Origin of the sequence: Pseudooceanicola sp. (genome assembly GCF_041987405.1) — a bacterium.
Taxonomy (GTDB): Bacteria; Pseudomonadota; Alphaproteobacteria; order Rhodobacterales; family Rhodobacteraceae; genus Pseudooceanicola.
Genome location: NZ_JBHIWR010000004.1, coordinates 302028 through 315486 on the forward strand (window position 1 = coordinate 302028; position 13459 = coordinate 315486).

Below are 13459 nucleotides of genomic sequence, written 5' to 3' on the forward strand. Positions count from 1 at the left end.
GACGTGCGTCAGCCTCTCACCGCGGCTTGCGATTGATCAGCAGGATTCCGGCCGAGACAAACGCCAGCGCCAGCAGCACCGACAGGTGCAACTCCTCCCCCAGGATCGCCCAGCCCATGAAAACGGCCAGGACCGGCGTCAGGAAGGAAAAGCTCGCCACGGTCGAGGCCGGATAACGCTTGATCAGGTAGAACCAGCCGAGAAAGCCGAAGCTGGCCACGAGGAACACCTGGTATCCCATCAGCCACACGTGTTCCGCCCCGAAATCCCGCACCAGCGGACCGAAGAGCGGTGCCACCAGCAAGAGCGCCACGGCCGAGAACGACAGCTGCCACAGCTGCTGCGCCTCGGGCGGGGCCTCCGAAATCCGCGTGATCCGCACGGTCAGCGCAATCGCGGCCCAGCCAATCGCGCCCATCCAGGCCAGCAGATCGCCGGTCAGGCTCGCCTCGCCCCCGGGCCGGTCGGCCAGCACGATGACCACGCCTAGAAACGCCAGGATTAGCCCGACCACCTTGACGCGCGTCAGCCGCTCTCCGGGGATCAGGAAATGCGCCGCGAGGCTCAAGTGCATCGGCATCGTGTAGAAGATGATCGAGGCCCGCGCCACGGTCGTCATGTCCAGCGCATTGAAAAGCCCGATGAATTCCAGCGTGAAGGCCGTCCCCATGGCCAGCCCCGGCCAGAGGTCGCGCCGCAGGGAGCCAAAGCTGATCCGCCGCACCATCATCCAGATCAGGATCACCAGACAGGCGAGGAGCGAGCGCACCCCCGCCTGGAACACCGGCGACAGCCCGGTGGAGGTCATCTTCATCACCAGCTGGTTGCCCGCCAGAATGAAGGTAAAGACCAGAAGTCCGGAGAACCCCGGCAGATCAAGCGCATCTTTTCTCATGGCGCGCATCCAGAGCGCGACCCTACGCTGCCGTCAATCGCTATCTGCGCCACTTTCGGAAGAACCGGGGGTTGCGCCGGACGAAGTCTTCGATCACCCCGGTCATGCCGCCCAACTGGCGCCCCCGTAGGTATGCATACCCCGACCCCGCGCCGATCAGCGCCCCGACACAGTTCACGATCAGGTCGCCCATGGTGTCGACCAGCCCGGATTTCTGCATATTCAGACCGAGAAGCTGATCCATGCCGAACTCGAAAATCTCCCACATCGCGCCGATGGCCAGCGCGAAACAGAAGGCGAAGAAGGCGATGGCAGAGGGCGGGGCGGCGAATTTGTCGCCCTGGAACATCATGAAGACCAGCACGAAGCCGATCAGCCCGAACCCGATGGCTGAGCCGCCGTGCATGATCACATCCCACCACCAGAACCTGTTATAGAAATCAAACACTTCGCCCAGGAAGATCGTGCCGCCCACGAACATCACCACCGCCAGCATGAAGCTTTTCGGAACCGTGATCTGCGCCCATTTCGCCACCAGAACCGGGGCCATCGACAGACCAAGCGTGATCAGGGCGATGAAGGCCAGCGACAGCCGCCATGTATAGATCGCTTCTGCCGCGGCAATGATCAGGGCCAACCAGATCAGACGGGTCAACAGGGTCTGCTCGCGGAACATGGGGTGACAAGCGCCTCTCTAGCGGTGAGATTTCCCTTTATGAAAGCGCCCTACCTGACGATAGCAACCTGGAATCTGCAAAAATGTGTCGGCATGGATCTGCGGCGCAACCCCGGGCGCACGCTGGATGTGTTGGGCGACACCGGGGCCGATCTGGCCGTCCTCCAGGAGGTCGACAAGCGCCTGCCGCCCCGTCCCGCCGCCCTGCCCCGCGCCATGGCGGAGGCCGCGGGCTGGCAGGTTCTGGACGTCTCGCCCCTCGGGCCCGGCGGACCCTCGCTCGGCTGGCACGGCAATACGATGCTGGCGCGCCCCGGCATCGAGGTCGACAGCCTGCACCACATGGACTTGCCCGGGCTGGAGCCCCGGGGCGCCATCCGCGCCGATCTGACGACCCCGCTCGGGCCGTTGCGGGTCATCGGCACCCATCTTGGCCTGATCCGGCGCGACCGCCTGCGGCAGCTTGGCGCGATTTCGCGCATGTTGGCCCGGCTGGACGACAGACCGACGCTGCTGGCCGGGGACATCAACGAATGGGGCCAGATCGCACCGCTGCAGCACGCCCTGCCACAGCTGCGGTTCCTCGACAGTCCACGCACCTACCCCTCGCTCCGGCCCCTTGGCGCGCTCGACCGGTTCGCCCTGTCCCCGCATCTGCAGGCCAAGGGGCGCCCACACGCCCATATGGCCCAACCCGCGCGCATCGCCTCCGATCACCTGCCGCTGTTGCTGCGACTGACCCTTGCGGAGACCGACGCCCAGCCCGCACCAACCGGCGATCAGAAGTCGGAGAGGCAGGCATGACCACCCTGAGCGGTCCGCAGGCGTACCAGCACCCAGGGCAGAGCCCCCTTTGCGCCGGTGCCACTGGACACGGCCCATGCCCCTGATACGCTCCGCCCAAAATAAAGGAGCCGCCCATGTCCCTCGACGACACACTCGCCCGAATCGATGCCGATCTGCCCCAGGCGACCGACCGCCTGCTTGATCTCCTGCGCATCCCCTCGATCTCCACCGACCCCGCCTACAAGGCCGATTGTGACCGGGCGGCGGACTGGCTGGTCGCGGATCTGAAATCCCTTGGCGCCCAGGCCGAGAAACGCCCCACGCCCGGCCATCCCATGGTGGTCGGCCATATCGGCGAAGGCGCGCCGCATCTGCTCTTTTACGGGCACTATGACGTGCAGCCGGTCGATCCGCTGGAGCTCTGGGACCGCGATCCGTTCGATCCCGAACTGCAGGAGACCGAGAAGGGCAAGGTCATCCGCGGCCGCGGCGCCTCCGACGACAAGGGGCAGCTGATGACCTTTGTCGAGGCCTGCCGCGCCTGGATCGCGGTCAACGGCAAGCTGCCCTGCAAGATCACCTTCTTCTTCGAGGGCGAGGAGGAGAGCGGCTCGCCCTCCCTCGTACCCTTCATGAAGGAAAACGCCGAGGAGCTGACCACCGACATCGCCCTGATCTGCGACACCGGTCTCTTTGGCGACGACACCCCCGCCATCGTCACCATGCTGCGCGGCCTACTGGGGGAGGAGCTGACCATCACCGCCGCCTCCAAGGACCTGCATTCCGGCATGTACGGCGGCCCGGCGATGAACCCGATCCGGGTGCTGTCCAAAATCATCGCGGGCCTGCATGACGATCAGGGCCGCATCACCGTGCCGCATTTCTACGACGGCGTGCCGGAGCTCTCGGACGAGATGCGCGCGCAGTGGCAGGGGCTGAACTTCGATCACGCCGGGTTCCTGGGCGAGGTCGGCCTGTCGCAGCCCGCCGGCGAACAGGACCGCACGCCGCTGGAGATGATCTGGTCGCGCCCGACCTGCGAGGTCAACGGCATCAAGGGTGGCTACACCGGCGACGGCTTCAAGACCGTCCTGCCCTCCAAGGCCAGCGCCAAGATCAGCTTTCGTCTTGTCGGCCAGCAGGACCCGCATGAGATCCGCAAGAACTTCCGCGCCTATGTCGAAAACCAGCTGCCCGAGGATTGCACCATCGACTGGCACGAGCACGGAGCAAGCCCCGCAGGCCAGATGCAGATCGACCACCCGGCATTCGAGGCCGCGCGCGTGGCGCTCTCCGCCGAATGGCCCAACCCCGCCGCCTATGTCGGCTGCGGCGGGTCGATCCCGATTGCGGGCTACTTCAAGACGATCCTCGACACCGACGCCATGCTGATTGGCTTTGGCAAGGACGACGACCAGATCCATTCCCCGAACGAGAAATACGACCTCACGTCTTTCCACAAAGGCATCCGGAGCTGGGCGCGCATCCTCGATGCGGTGAGCTGACCCGGGACTGGGACCAGATGGATCACCGGCCGGGGCGGCAACGCCCCGGTCGCAAGGTGCTGTCAGACACGGCCGAAGACCAGCGCAGGCACCCGGAAAAGGGGCGCATCAGCTCTGTATCCAAGAGGGGAAATGGCGCGGTTGACGGGGCTCGAACCCGCGACCTCCGGCGTGACAGGCCGGCACTCTAACCAACTGAGCTACAACCGCGCGTGAGGGGCGGGATAGGCCAAGGCGCCGGACCCGTCAAGTGCGAAAACGGCCCCGATGGCACCGCCCTGCCGCAGGGCGCGGATTGCAACTCTTCGGAGGGTCGGGAAACAAAAGCGCCGCCCCGAGGGGCGACGCTCTTTGTCGTCAGTGGCGCGGTTGACGGGGCTCGAACCCGCGACCTCCGGCGTGACAGGCCGGCACTCTAACCAACTGAGCTACAACCGCGCATCTGACGTGGCGGTGGTACTAGGACCGGAGGCCCGGCGCGTCAAGCGCGTTTTGACGCTTCGGTGACGATTGTCCGAAATCAGCGCGACCGGAGAGGTGATGGATGCGGTGCAAGAAGCAAGGTTGGGTTTGGAGATCAGGCGGCGCCCGGTCCGGGAAAGGCGCGTGATCAGACAGTTACCGGCGAGGTCGAGGAGGACACCTGCGCATTTGCTGCGCAAACTCTTTCGGCGGCCCACAGTCGCTGCGCGAAAGGTGGTGGGTGATGAGAGACTCGAACTCCCGACATCTTCGGTGTAAACGAAGCGCTCTACCAACTGAGCTAATCACCCGTCCGGCTGCCTTTAGCAAACCCTCGGCACCCCCCGCAAGAGCGATATGCAAAGCCCCCCTCTCATCGTCTTCACCGACCTCGACGGCACGCTGCTGGATCACCACGATTACAGCTGGCACCCCGCCGCCCCGGCGCTGGAGAGGCTGCGCGCGCTGCACGTGCCGGTCATCATCGCCTCCTCCAAGACCGCGGCCGAAATCGCCCCCCTGCGCGCGGAGATCGGCTTTGCCCGGTGTCCGGCCATTGTCGAGAACGGTGCCGGTGTCCTGCCCGCCTATTCAGAGCCCGAGGCGGAGGGCGAAAGCTACGCACGCCTGCGCGACACGCTGGAGACGCTGCCCGCCGACCTGCGCTCCCGCTTCACCGGCTTTGGCGACATGAGCGAGGCACAGGTCGCCCGGATCACCGGCCTGCCCTCAGACAGCGCCACCCTCGCCCGCCGTCGCGCCTTCTCCGAACCGGGCCTCTTCGACGGCGACGCCGCGCAGCGTGAGGCTTTTATCGCGACCCTGCGCGACCACGGCATCGCGGCCCGGGATGGCGGGCGGTTCCTCACCCTCTCCTTCGGGGGCACCAAGGCCGACCGCATGGCCGAGATCGCCGCGCAGTACGGCAGCCCGCAAAGCGTCGCCCTGGGCGATGCCCCGAATGATGTGGAGATGCTGGAGACCGCCGATCACGGCATCATCATCGCCAACCCCGCAGGCCGCCCGCTGCCGAAACTTGCCGGGGAAACAGGCGGTAGCATAAGCCGAAGTCAAAAACCCGGCCCCGCAGGTTGGAACGACAGCATTCTCAAGCTACTTTTCGAAAAGGGTTTATCGGGACAGGAGTGACAGCCGGTGGCGGATTTTCATCAGAACGGCAATATCGCCACGATTCACAACCTGCGCACCCGAACCTCCGAGGAACTGACCAGCGAGCTGGTCAGCTTCTCCGCCAACCGAAAGATCAGCCTCATCCTGCCCTCGCTCTATTCCGAGCTGGAGGGAGAGGCCCTGCCCCGCATCCTCGACGAACTGGCGCAGGTGCCCTATCTGCATCGCATCGTCATCGGCCTCGACCGCGCGGATGAGGCGCAGTACCGCCACGCGCGGGATTTCTTCTCCGTCCTGCCGCAGAATCACGTGGTGATCTGGAATTCCTCCCCCCGGATGAAGGAAATCGAGGCCCGCCTCGACCGGCTTGGACTCGCCCCGAACGAACCGGGCAAGGGCAAGAACGTCTGGGGCTGCCTCGGTTTCCTGCTGGCCTGCGCCGACAGCGACGTGGTGGCGATCCACGACTGCGATATCGTCACCTATGAAAAGGACATGCTGGCGCGGCTGGTCTATCCGGTGGTGAACCCGAACTTCCCCTATCAGGTGGCCAAGGGCTATTACGCCCGCGTCGGCGGCGGCAAGATCAACGGGCGAGTCGCGCGGATGCTGGTCTCTCCCCTGCTGATCGCCCTGAAGAAGGTGATCGGGGATCGCGACTACATCGACTACCTGCGCGCCTTCCGCTATTCGCTGTCGGGTGAATTTGCCATGCGCACCTCGATCCTCGCCGATCTGCGCATTCCCTCCGACTGGGGCCTGGAAATCGGCGTCCTGTCAGAGGCCTGGCGCAACCTCGCCCCGAAATCGGTCTGTCAGGTCGAGATCGCGGATCACTACGACCACAAGCACCAGGACCTGTCCGCCGACGACAAAACGACAGGCCTGTCGCGCATGTCCATCGACATCTGCAAGGCGATCTTCCGTAAGCTCGCCGCCGATGGCACCGTCTTCAACGAAGAGGTCTTCCGCACCCTCAAGGCGACCTACTACCGCTCCGCCCTCGACCTGCTGGAGGCCTATTACAACGACGCCCAGATGAACGGGCTGACCGTGGACCGCCATACAGAGGAAATGACCGCCGAGCTTTTTGCCGAAAACATCATGGAGGCGGGGCGCGTTTTCCTCGACAACCCCTCCGAAACCCCCTTCATCCCGACCTGGAACCGCGTCCATTCGGCCGATCCCGGGCTGATGACGGATATGCTCAAGGCCGTGGCGGCGGATCTGAAGGACTACGCCTGACCCTGTCGGAAAAAGAAAGGGCGCCGCGCGGCGCCCCTTCCTGCGGGATCCATGCGATACGCGCACGAGAGTTATGTGGGGATAACCCTGCGTCGCCAGATGCACAGCCCCCCCAGCCCGCTCAACAACAGCAGCCCCCCGGCGGGAATAGGTATTGCCGGGGTATCCGGCACCGCCGCCAGAGCGCTGATGTTGGCAAACACACCGAGCGACAGGTTCACGCGGGACAATTCCAGTCCGGTCAGCGGATCAATGGTCAGCAGCAGGTCGGTAGAGCCGTCATTCTTGTCGGTCGTCGCGTAAAGCGTCGATCCGTGGAAGGTCAGCGCGCTGATCCCGGCTGTGGTTTGTCCGATCGAGGTGACGGTGTTGAGGTTGAAATCATACCGCAACAGGTTGTCGCCATCGACATCTATAGTGTAGCCGAACAGACCGTCCCCGGAGATCGCAAAGCCGTTCGCGACCCGCACCCCGGTACTCACAAGATCGGTCGGAACCGCGTTCGTCTTGTTGATCTCGGCGATACGATCCGTAGGCCCGCCGAGCGTGTTGATCGAATAGAGCTTGTCGTCCGGGGTAAAGGCGGCACCCGACAGGGTTCCGACGTTGTCGGTCCCGATCAGCGTGTACTCGCCCGTAGACGGGTCGATCGTCCCGATCGAGGTGTTGGCGGAGCCCGACGCGGCAATGCCCCAGAGCACGCCATTGGAATCATAGGCCAGACCTTGGATAAAGTTCGTCAGGCCAGGATCATAGGTCCCGCCGATCACCGTGACGTTCCCGGTCGCGGTGTCGATCTGGACGAGGCCGTCCTCCCATGTCGAAAAGCCTGTGAGCGTTGCAGCCTGGGCTCCGGTCGCGAAGAGCGTGAGCAGGGCGCAAGTTGCGATTTTATTCATCATTTCAAATATCTCCTTGTGACAATCAAACTGAAGCCAGCGGACGCAAAGCGCCCATCCCCAGGCAATGGATGCGGGAAAATTCACGCCGGTCAAATGTCTCGTAGGCCGGTTTTCTTTTTGAAAAACCATGGCTTCACGGAGGCCAACCGACGTTCGAGCATTTGTCCCGAAAAGTTGCGGATTCCGCTGCGGGGACTCGGCTCCGGACCGAAAAGATTTTTCACTTTGAAAATGTATCTTTTCCGGCCGCCTGCACAGGAAACCCCTGTTTTCAGCATATTAAGGGGACGACCACCCGAGGATGATTCGGGCTTGCGACGCAAGGAGCCGACCTAGTTTTCAGTCGCGCCGCGCCCAGGGTTTTTCCATCACGGGCACGACTTCGGGAGTGTCGAGATATGACCGGATCAACCGGGCGAAGGCGTTGCGCGCCAGCCGGTTGTGGTCGGGCGAATGGCCAAGACTGGCGACAAAGCTCCAATGCGCATGCATCATCGACACGAACATGAACGACAGCTCTTCGCAGGCGGCCCCCTTCAGCTCCGGATGGGCAATGGCCAGTTCATGGATCATGACCTGCCCCAGGATATGGTACTGGTTGCACATCCGATCCCGCACCAATGGCGAGCCGACGGAATAGGCGATCAAGGCGTCATAAGTCTCCAGCTCGACAGGCATCGGATGGTCGCTGGACATCCCGAAGAAGAAATCGAGGAAGAAATCCAGCCGCTCCACCTGCCGGATATCGACAATGCCGCTGATCAGCAGCCGCTGATATTGTCCCGCAAGGTGGTCGCACAAATCTCCCACAAGCAGATCCATGTCCGAATAATAATAGCGCAGCAACTGGCGCGACAGCCCGGCCTCATGCGCGACGGCCTCAAAGGTCAAAGCCTGCAACCCGTCGCGCGCCAGAAGACTGGCGGCCGCATCAAGGATCTGCACTTTCTTCTCAGGTGATTGCGTACGTTTGGTCAAGACAAGCCCCCCGACAGTCCCGGATCTGACCGGGTCGTTCAGCCGCGCAGGCTAATCGGGGAATGGGCATCTGTTAATAGTCTGCGTCAGCGGGCGGTGATATCATGCGGAGGCCGACACTCACGCGCACTGCACGCCAAGGCCGGCCGACCACCCCCGATGGTCGTCACCCCCGGTTGGAGATCCAGCGGCACTGATAGGGCGCGAACCGGATCGCCTCCGCCGACGTGCCGATCGCCTCGCCGGTCAGCAGGTCGACCCAGTCCTCCCCCTCGATCAGGTTGATGGCAAAGGGGTCAATCTCCACCTCCTGGTCGGAGACATTGTGCAGTGCAAAGATCGACTGGTCCCGGTCGAGGCTCTGCCGCCACAACCCGAAGATCCTGTCATCGAGTTGCAGGGTGAACTGGGTGGCATTGGGGTGAAACGCGCGCTGGCGCCGCCGGATGTCGATCCGCCGTTTCAGCGCGTCCAGCACGACATGCTGCGGCGTCGTCGGGTCGGCCAGCCGCGCCTGCAGGTTTCCGTAATCCCACTTGTGGCGGTTGATGGCCCGGTTGTGCCCGGATTTCTCCACCCCCTCGATGTCGTTGGCCGTGGCCAGCAGCGCGTGGATGTAGAAGGCCGGGATCCCCTCCAGCGCCATGACCAGTGTCTGCGAGGCCAGAAAGCGTGCCACCTGATGCGCATCCTCGCCCGCGAAGGTGCCTTTCATCGCCTCGAACCATGTGATGTTCAGCTCATAGGGGCTTTCCCCGCCGCCCGGCAACGTTCGCATCGACACCAGCCCGCCAAAAGACCGGACGGTCGCGATGACCTGGGCGATCTCCTCGGGTTTCAGCGTCCCCTCGGCCGGACGCATCCCGATCCCGTCGTGGCTGGCGGTGAAATTCAGATAGGCGCAGCCCAGTTGCGCGGGTGGCATTGCCCCCTGCCAGCGGATCAGGTTCCGCGCCGTCCCCGACATCATCGCATGCAGCACCAGCGGCGGCAGGGAAAAGTTGTAGACCGCATGCGCCTCGTTCCGGTTGCCGAAGTACGAGAGGTTCTCGGCATTCGGCACATTCGTCTCGGTCAGCAGGATCACCGGTTCGGTCGCATAATCCGCCAGCAGACGCATCAGCCGCACGATGGCATGGGTCTGCGGCATATGGATCGACTTGGTCCCGACCTCCTTCCAGATGAAGGCCACCGCATCCAGCCGCAGGATCCGCACCCCGTTGTCGATATGCAGCCGCATCACCCGCAGGAATTCCAGCAACACCTCGGGGTTGGCAAAGTTCAGGTCGATCTGGTCGTGACTGAAGGTACACCAGACATGGCGCGTGCCGTTGGCTGTCTCGACCTCGCGCAGAAGGGGATGGGTCCGGGGGCGCACGACCTCCGACAGGTCATCCTCTGGCGAGGCCTCGAAGAAGAATTTGTCATAGGGGTCATGGCCCTGAAGGTAGTCGGAAAACCATTTGGAGGCCGAAGAGACATGGTTCAGCACCAGGTCCGACATCAGCAGGAACTCCGACCCGATCCGCCGGATATCCGCCCAGTCGCCCAGCACCGGATTCACCGCGCGATAATCTGTCACGGCAAACCCGTCGTCCGAGGTATAGGGGAAGAACGGCAGGATATGCACACCGTTCACCACCCCCGCCATTTCGCGGTGCAGGAAATCGCGCAGCAGATCCAGCGGCTTGTGCTGACCGTCCACGATGGAATTGCCATAGGTGATCAGCAGCGCATCACGTTCCGACCACTGCCGGTTGCCGGGCACGCGACCGCGGCGGCGATGCGTGGTGCCCTCGGGCCAGAAGGCCTCCGCAATGCGATCGGCGAGGAGGTCCTGTGCCTCGTCGGGATAGATCTGCCCGATGAGGGTCAGCAGACGGGCGCGGAACGTGGCGTCGATCTCTGGCATGGAACCTCTGGTGTTTTCCTTAGTTTTCATGTCGGTCCGGCAGAGGCAAGGCCCGTCCGCCGCTTTCCGGGCCTGGGCCCCTCTCCCGCCCCCGCATGCCGTGAAAAAGCGCGTCTTTGCGCAGGCTCCCCTCGGCGTGATCACGGCCACGCGCCAGATCACACCCGCAGTGGATTGACCCGCGCCGCGCCATATGCAAAACAAAAATCCCGGACACACCATTTTTGTGTGCCGCTTTGACATCGAGGAGGAGCAGATGTCGCAATCCACAGCCGAGCGGTCGGCCCAGGCCATGTGGGCGAATGATCGGGCGAGCCAGCTTCTGGGCATGGAAATCCTGGAGGTCGGGCCGGGTCGGGCGGTGCTGCAGATGCCTGTGGGCGAGAGCATGGTGAACGGCCTCGATGTCTGTCACGGCGGCTATATTTTCACCCTCGCCGACAGCGCCTTTGCCTTCGCCTGCAATAGCTACAACCAGCTGACCTTCGCCCAGCACTGCGCCGTGACCTTTCACGCCCCCGGCAGGCTGGGCGACCGGCTGATCGCCACGGCCGAAGAAGTCACCCGCCAGGGCCGTTCCGGTCTCTACGATGTCATGGTGCGCAATGGCGCGGGCGATCTGATTGCCAGCTTTCGCGGCCACTCCCGCACCGTCATGGGCCAGCACTACCAAGAGGAAACAGAATGACCGCTCTCAGCCCCCGGGGTGTCCCCCTCGACCCGATCGAAACCGCCTCCCGCGATGAGATCACCGCCCTGCAGCTCAGCCGGTTGAAAGGCACGCTGATGCGCGCCTATGAGGGCTCGCCCGTCTACCGTGCCAAGTTCGACGCCGCCGGCGTCCACCCCGACGATCTGACCGGGCTGGAGGATCTGAAAAAGTTCCCCTTCACCGTCAAGACAGACCTGCGCGACAACTATCCCTTCGGCATGTTCGCCGTGCCGCAGGATCAGCTGGCGCGCGTCCATGCCTCCTCCGGCACCACGGGGAAGCCGACCGTCGTGGGCTATACGAAAAACGATATCGACATGTGGGCCGATGTGGTCGCCCGGTCGATCCGCGCGGCTGGCGGCGCGCCCGGGGATGTCTGCCATGTGGCCTATGGTTACGGCCTCTTTACCGGGGGCCTTGGCGCGCACTACGGGGCCGAACGCCTGGGCTGCACGGTCGTTCCGGTATCGGGCGGCATGACAGAACGCCAGATCACATTGATCGAGGATTTCCGCCCCTCGATCATCATGGTCACCCCCTCCTACATGCTGTCGATCCTCGATGCCTTCCGCGCCGCCGGAAAGGACCCGCGCGGCACCAACCTGAAGGTCGGCATCTTTGGCGCGGAGCCCTGGACCAATTCCATGCGCACCGAGATCGAGGAAGCCTTCGGCATCGACGCCGTTGATATTTTTGGCCTGTCCGAAGTCATCGGCCCCGGTGTCGCGCAGGAATGCGTGGAGACGAAGGACGGGCTGCACATCTGGGAGGATCACTTCTACCCCGAGATCGTGAACCCCGAGACGGGCGAACCGGTGGCAGACGGCGAGATGGGTGAGCTGGTCATCACCTCGCTGACGAAAGAAGCCTTCCCGATCATCCGCTACCGCACCCGCGACCTGACCCGGCTGCTGCCCGGCACCGCGCGTTCGATGCGGCGGATGGAAAAGGTCACCGGCCGCTCCGACGACATGATCATTCTGCGCGGGGTGAACATCTTTCCGACCCAGATCGAAGAACAGATCTTTCGTATCAAGGGGTTGTCGCCGCATTACGAGATCCACCTGGGCCGCGAGGGGCGCATGGATACCATGGCCATCCGCTGCGAGGCCCTGACCCCCGGGAGTGCCGGGTTGGACCGGGAATTGTCCCATCTCGTCAAGTCGGTGCTTGGCATCACGGCCCGTGTCGAGGTAACCGAACCGGGGACACTTCCCAGATCCGAAGGAAAGGCCAAGCGTATCTTCGATGAACGTCCCAGACGGTAACACCCCAAGCGACACCGCAACGGATCGGGTTCTCCGCGATTTCCACGTCTCTGCCGGGGCCTTCATCGTCACGCTTTATGGCGATGTGGTCGCCCCGCGCGGCGGTGAATTGTGGATGGGCAATATCATCGAGGCTTGCGAAGGCATCGGCATCGGCGAGAGCCGTGTGCGCACCGCCGTCAGCCGCCTTGTCTCCGGCGGGCAGCTGGTCGGGATCAAGGAGGGGCGGCGCAGCTATTACCGCCTCACCCCCGAAGCAGAACGGGAGTTCCAGCGCGCCGCCCGGTTGATCTATGCCCCGCCCCGGGCGGAACCGCTGCGCGGTTGGCATATGGTCATTCTGCCTGTGGGCGAGGAGCGCGAGGCCCTGCTTAACCGCTTGACCGCCATGCGTTTTGGTCTTGCCCTGCCGCATCTGGCGATCCGGCCCGACCGGGGCGAACCCCTGTCCGCCCTCGGCGCCCCGCATTTCCGCGCCACGACCGAGGATGACCTGACGGCCCTGGCCGCCCAGGCCTGGGACCTGCCGGGATTGCAGGAGGAGATGACCCGCTTCCTCTCCGGTTTCTCGGGGATTGATGCCTCGCAGACCGATGCGCTTGGCCTGCGGTTGCTGCTGGTCCATGCCTTCCGCCGCATCGCCTTGCGCGACCCGGCCCTGCCGCTCGGCATGTTGCCCGCGGGCTGGCCTGCGCCGGAGGCACGGGCGCTTTTCGCGCGGCTCTACCTCGCCCTGTCGCCCGCGGCAGATGCGGCGGTGGCGGCGGGATTCGTCGATCGGAACGGACCGCTCGTTCCGGATCAGGCGCGGATGGCGCGGCGGATTGCCGATCTGGCCGAGGCGTAACGCCGCCCCCGCCGACCCCTCAGTTCTTTTTGCCAGAAATATCCCCGCCGGAGGCGGACGCCGGTCCGGTCACATGCCCCGCCCCAGGCGGTCTGCACGACGTCGGTATCACGTCGGTATTGCATCGGTATTGCGTCGGT

General features: G+C 64.0%; 12 protein-coding genes and 3 tRNA genes. 7 read left to right on the forward strand and 8 right to left on the reverse strand.

Features of this window, described 5'->3' with window-relative positions:
• Positions 1-16: 16 nt before the first annotated feature.
• Both ACFC2Y_RS12530 and ACFC2Y_RS12535 read right to left on the reverse strand, forming a co-directional pair.
• Complete coding sequence (locus tag ACFC2Y_RS12530) at positions 17-895, reverse strand: DMT family transporter (RefSeq protein ID WP_375172737.1); 879 nt, start codon at positions 893-895, stop codon at positions 17-19.
• A 40-nt stretch (positions 896-935) separates the two neighbouring features.
• On the reverse strand, positions 936-1550 hold the full coding sequence (locus ACFC2Y_RS12535) for a hypothetical protein (RefSeq protein WP_375186443.1): 615 nt from the start codon (positions 1548-1550) through the stop codon (positions 936-938).
• Between the two features lie 60 nt (positions 1551-1610).
• On the opposite strand from ACFC2Y_RS12535, the gene ACFC2Y_RS12540 reads away from it, so the two are divergent.
• Both ACFC2Y_RS12540 and ACFC2Y_RS12545 read left to right on the forward strand, forming a co-directional pair.
• Complete coding sequence (locus ACFC2Y_RS12540) at positions 1611-2375, forward strand: endonuclease/exonuclease/phosphatase family protein (RefSeq protein WP_375172735.1); 765 nt, start codon at positions 1611-1613, stop codon at positions 2373-2375.
• 116 nt (positions 2376-2491) lie between these two features.
• The gene (locus tag ACFC2Y_RS12545; RefSeq protein WP_375172734.1) at positions 2492-3862 is read left to right on the forward strand and encodes a M20/M25/M40 family metallo-hydrolase; all 1371 of its coding nucleotides are present in this window, start codon (positions 2492-2494) and stop codon (positions 3860-3862) included.
• Positions 3863-3995: 133 nt separating this feature from the next.
• On the opposite strand, the gene ACFC2Y_RS12550 is transcribed toward ACFC2Y_RS12545, so the two are convergent.
• The 3 genes from ACFC2Y_RS12550 to ACFC2Y_RS12560 form a co-directional block, all read right to left on the reverse strand.
• Positions 3996-4072, reverse strand: a tRNA-Asp gene (locus ACFC2Y_RS12550).
• 151 nt (positions 4073-4223) lie between these two features.
• A tRNA-Asp gene (locus ACFC2Y_RS12555) sits at positions 4224-4300 on the reverse strand.
• Between the two features lie 259 nt (positions 4301-4559).
• Positions 4560-4635, reverse strand: a tRNA-Val gene (locus tag ACFC2Y_RS12560).
• Positions 4636-4681: 46 nt separating this feature from the next.
• On the opposite strand from ACFC2Y_RS12560, the gene ACFC2Y_RS12565 reads away from it, so the two are divergent.
• Both ACFC2Y_RS12565 and ACFC2Y_RS12570 read left to right on the forward strand, forming a co-directional pair.
• A complete protein-coding gene (locus tag ACFC2Y_RS12565) occupies positions 4682-5473 on the forward strand; it encodes an HAD-IIB family hydrolase (RefSeq protein ID WP_375172733.1) in 792 nt (263 codons plus the stop codon).
• 6 nt (positions 5474-5479) lie between these two features.
• Positions 5480-6700, forward strand: a complete 1221-nt coding sequence (locus ACFC2Y_RS12570) for a glycosyl transferase (protein WP_375172732.1) — start codon at positions 5480-5482, stop codon at positions 6698-6700.
• 71 nt (positions 6701-6771) lie between these two features.
• Here ACFC2Y_RS12570 and ACFC2Y_RS12575 read toward each other — a convergent pair whose 3' ends face one another.
• From ACFC2Y_RS12575 to ACFC2Y_RS12585, 3 genes are all read right to left on the reverse strand, one after another.
• On the reverse strand, positions 6772-7602 hold the full coding sequence (locus ACFC2Y_RS12575) for a VPLPA-CTERM sorting domain-containing protein (protein WP_375172731.1): 831 nt from the start codon (positions 7600-7602) through the stop codon (positions 6772-6774).
• Between the two features lie 339 nt (positions 7603-7941).
• Positions 7942-8580 carry a TetR/AcrR family transcriptional regulator gene (locus ACFC2Y_RS12580; protein WP_375172730.1) on the reverse strand — a complete coding sequence of 213 codons (639 nt, stop codon included), beginning with the start codon at positions 8578-8580 and terminating at the stop codon, positions 7942-7944.
• A gap of 166 nt (positions 8581-8746) precedes the next feature.
• Positions 8747-10492 (reverse strand): sugar phosphorylase, encoded by a 1746-nt coding sequence (locus ACFC2Y_RS12585; protein WP_375172729.1) that lies wholly within the window; start codon positions 10490-10492, stop codon positions 8747-8749.
• 256 nt (positions 10493-10748) lie between these two features.
• On the opposite strand from ACFC2Y_RS12585, the gene paaI reads away from it, so the two are divergent.
• The 3 genes from paaI to ACFC2Y_RS12600 are packed head-to-tail and all read left to right on the forward strand — an operon-like array spanning position 10749 to position 13319.
• On the forward strand, positions 10749-11180 hold the full coding sequence (paaI, locus tag ACFC2Y_RS12590; protein ID WP_375172728.1) for a hydroxyphenylacetyl-CoA thioesterase PaaI: 432 nt from the start codon (positions 10749-10751) through the stop codon (positions 11178-11180).
• Positions 11177-12472: a phenylacetate--CoA ligase PaaK gene (gene paaK / locus ACFC2Y_RS12595; RefSeq protein WP_375172727.1), complete on the forward strand. Its 1296-nt coding sequence runs from the start codon at positions 11177-11179 to the stop codon at positions 12470-12472. Before paaI ends, paaK begins: the two co-directional genes overlap by 4 nt.
• Positions 12453-13319: a PaaX family transcriptional regulator C-terminal domain-containing protein gene (locus tag ACFC2Y_RS12600; protein ID WP_375172726.1), complete on the forward strand. Its 867-nt coding sequence runs from the start codon at positions 12453-12455 to the stop codon at positions 13317-13319. Before paaK ends, ACFC2Y_RS12600 begins: the two co-directional genes overlap by 20 nt.
• The last annotated feature ends 140 nt before the right edge of the window (positions 13320-13459 follow it).

Coding starts and splice junctions, on each gene's coding strand:
- ACFC2Y_RS12530 (WP_375172737.1), bottom strand. CDS start 895: ATGAGAAAAGATGCGCTTGATCTGCCGGGGTTCTCCGGACTTCTGGTC.
- ACFC2Y_RS12540 (WP_375172735.1), top strand. CDS start 1,611: ATGAAAGCGCCCTACCTGACGATAGCAACCTGGAATCTGCAAAAATGT.
- ACFC2Y_RS12545 (WP_375172734.1), top strand. CDS start 2,492: ATGTCCCTCGACGACACACTCGCCCGAATCGATGCCGATCTGCCCCAG.
- ACFC2Y_RS12565 (WP_375172733.1), top strand. CDS start 4,682: ATGCAAAGCCCCCCTCTCATCGTCTTCACCGACCTCGACGGCACGCTG.
- ACFC2Y_RS12575 (WP_375172731.1), bottom strand. CDS start 7,602: ATGATGAATAAAATCGCAACTTGCGCCCTGCTCACGCTCTTCGCGACC.
- ACFC2Y_RS12585 (WP_375172729.1), bottom strand. CDS start 10,492: ATGCCAGAGATCGACGCCACGTTCCGCGCCCGTCTGCTGACCCTCATC.
- paaI (WP_375172728.1), top strand. CDS start 10,749: ATGTCGCAATCCACAGCCGAGCGGTCGGCCCAGGCCATGTGGGCGAAT.
- paaK (WP_375172727.1), top strand. CDS start 11,177: ATGACCGCTCTCAGCCCCCGGGGTGTCCCCCTCGACCCGATCGAAACC.
- ACFC2Y_RS12600 (WP_375172726.1), top strand. CDS start 12,453: ATGAACGTCCCAGACGGTAACACCCCAAGCGACACCGCAACGGATCGG.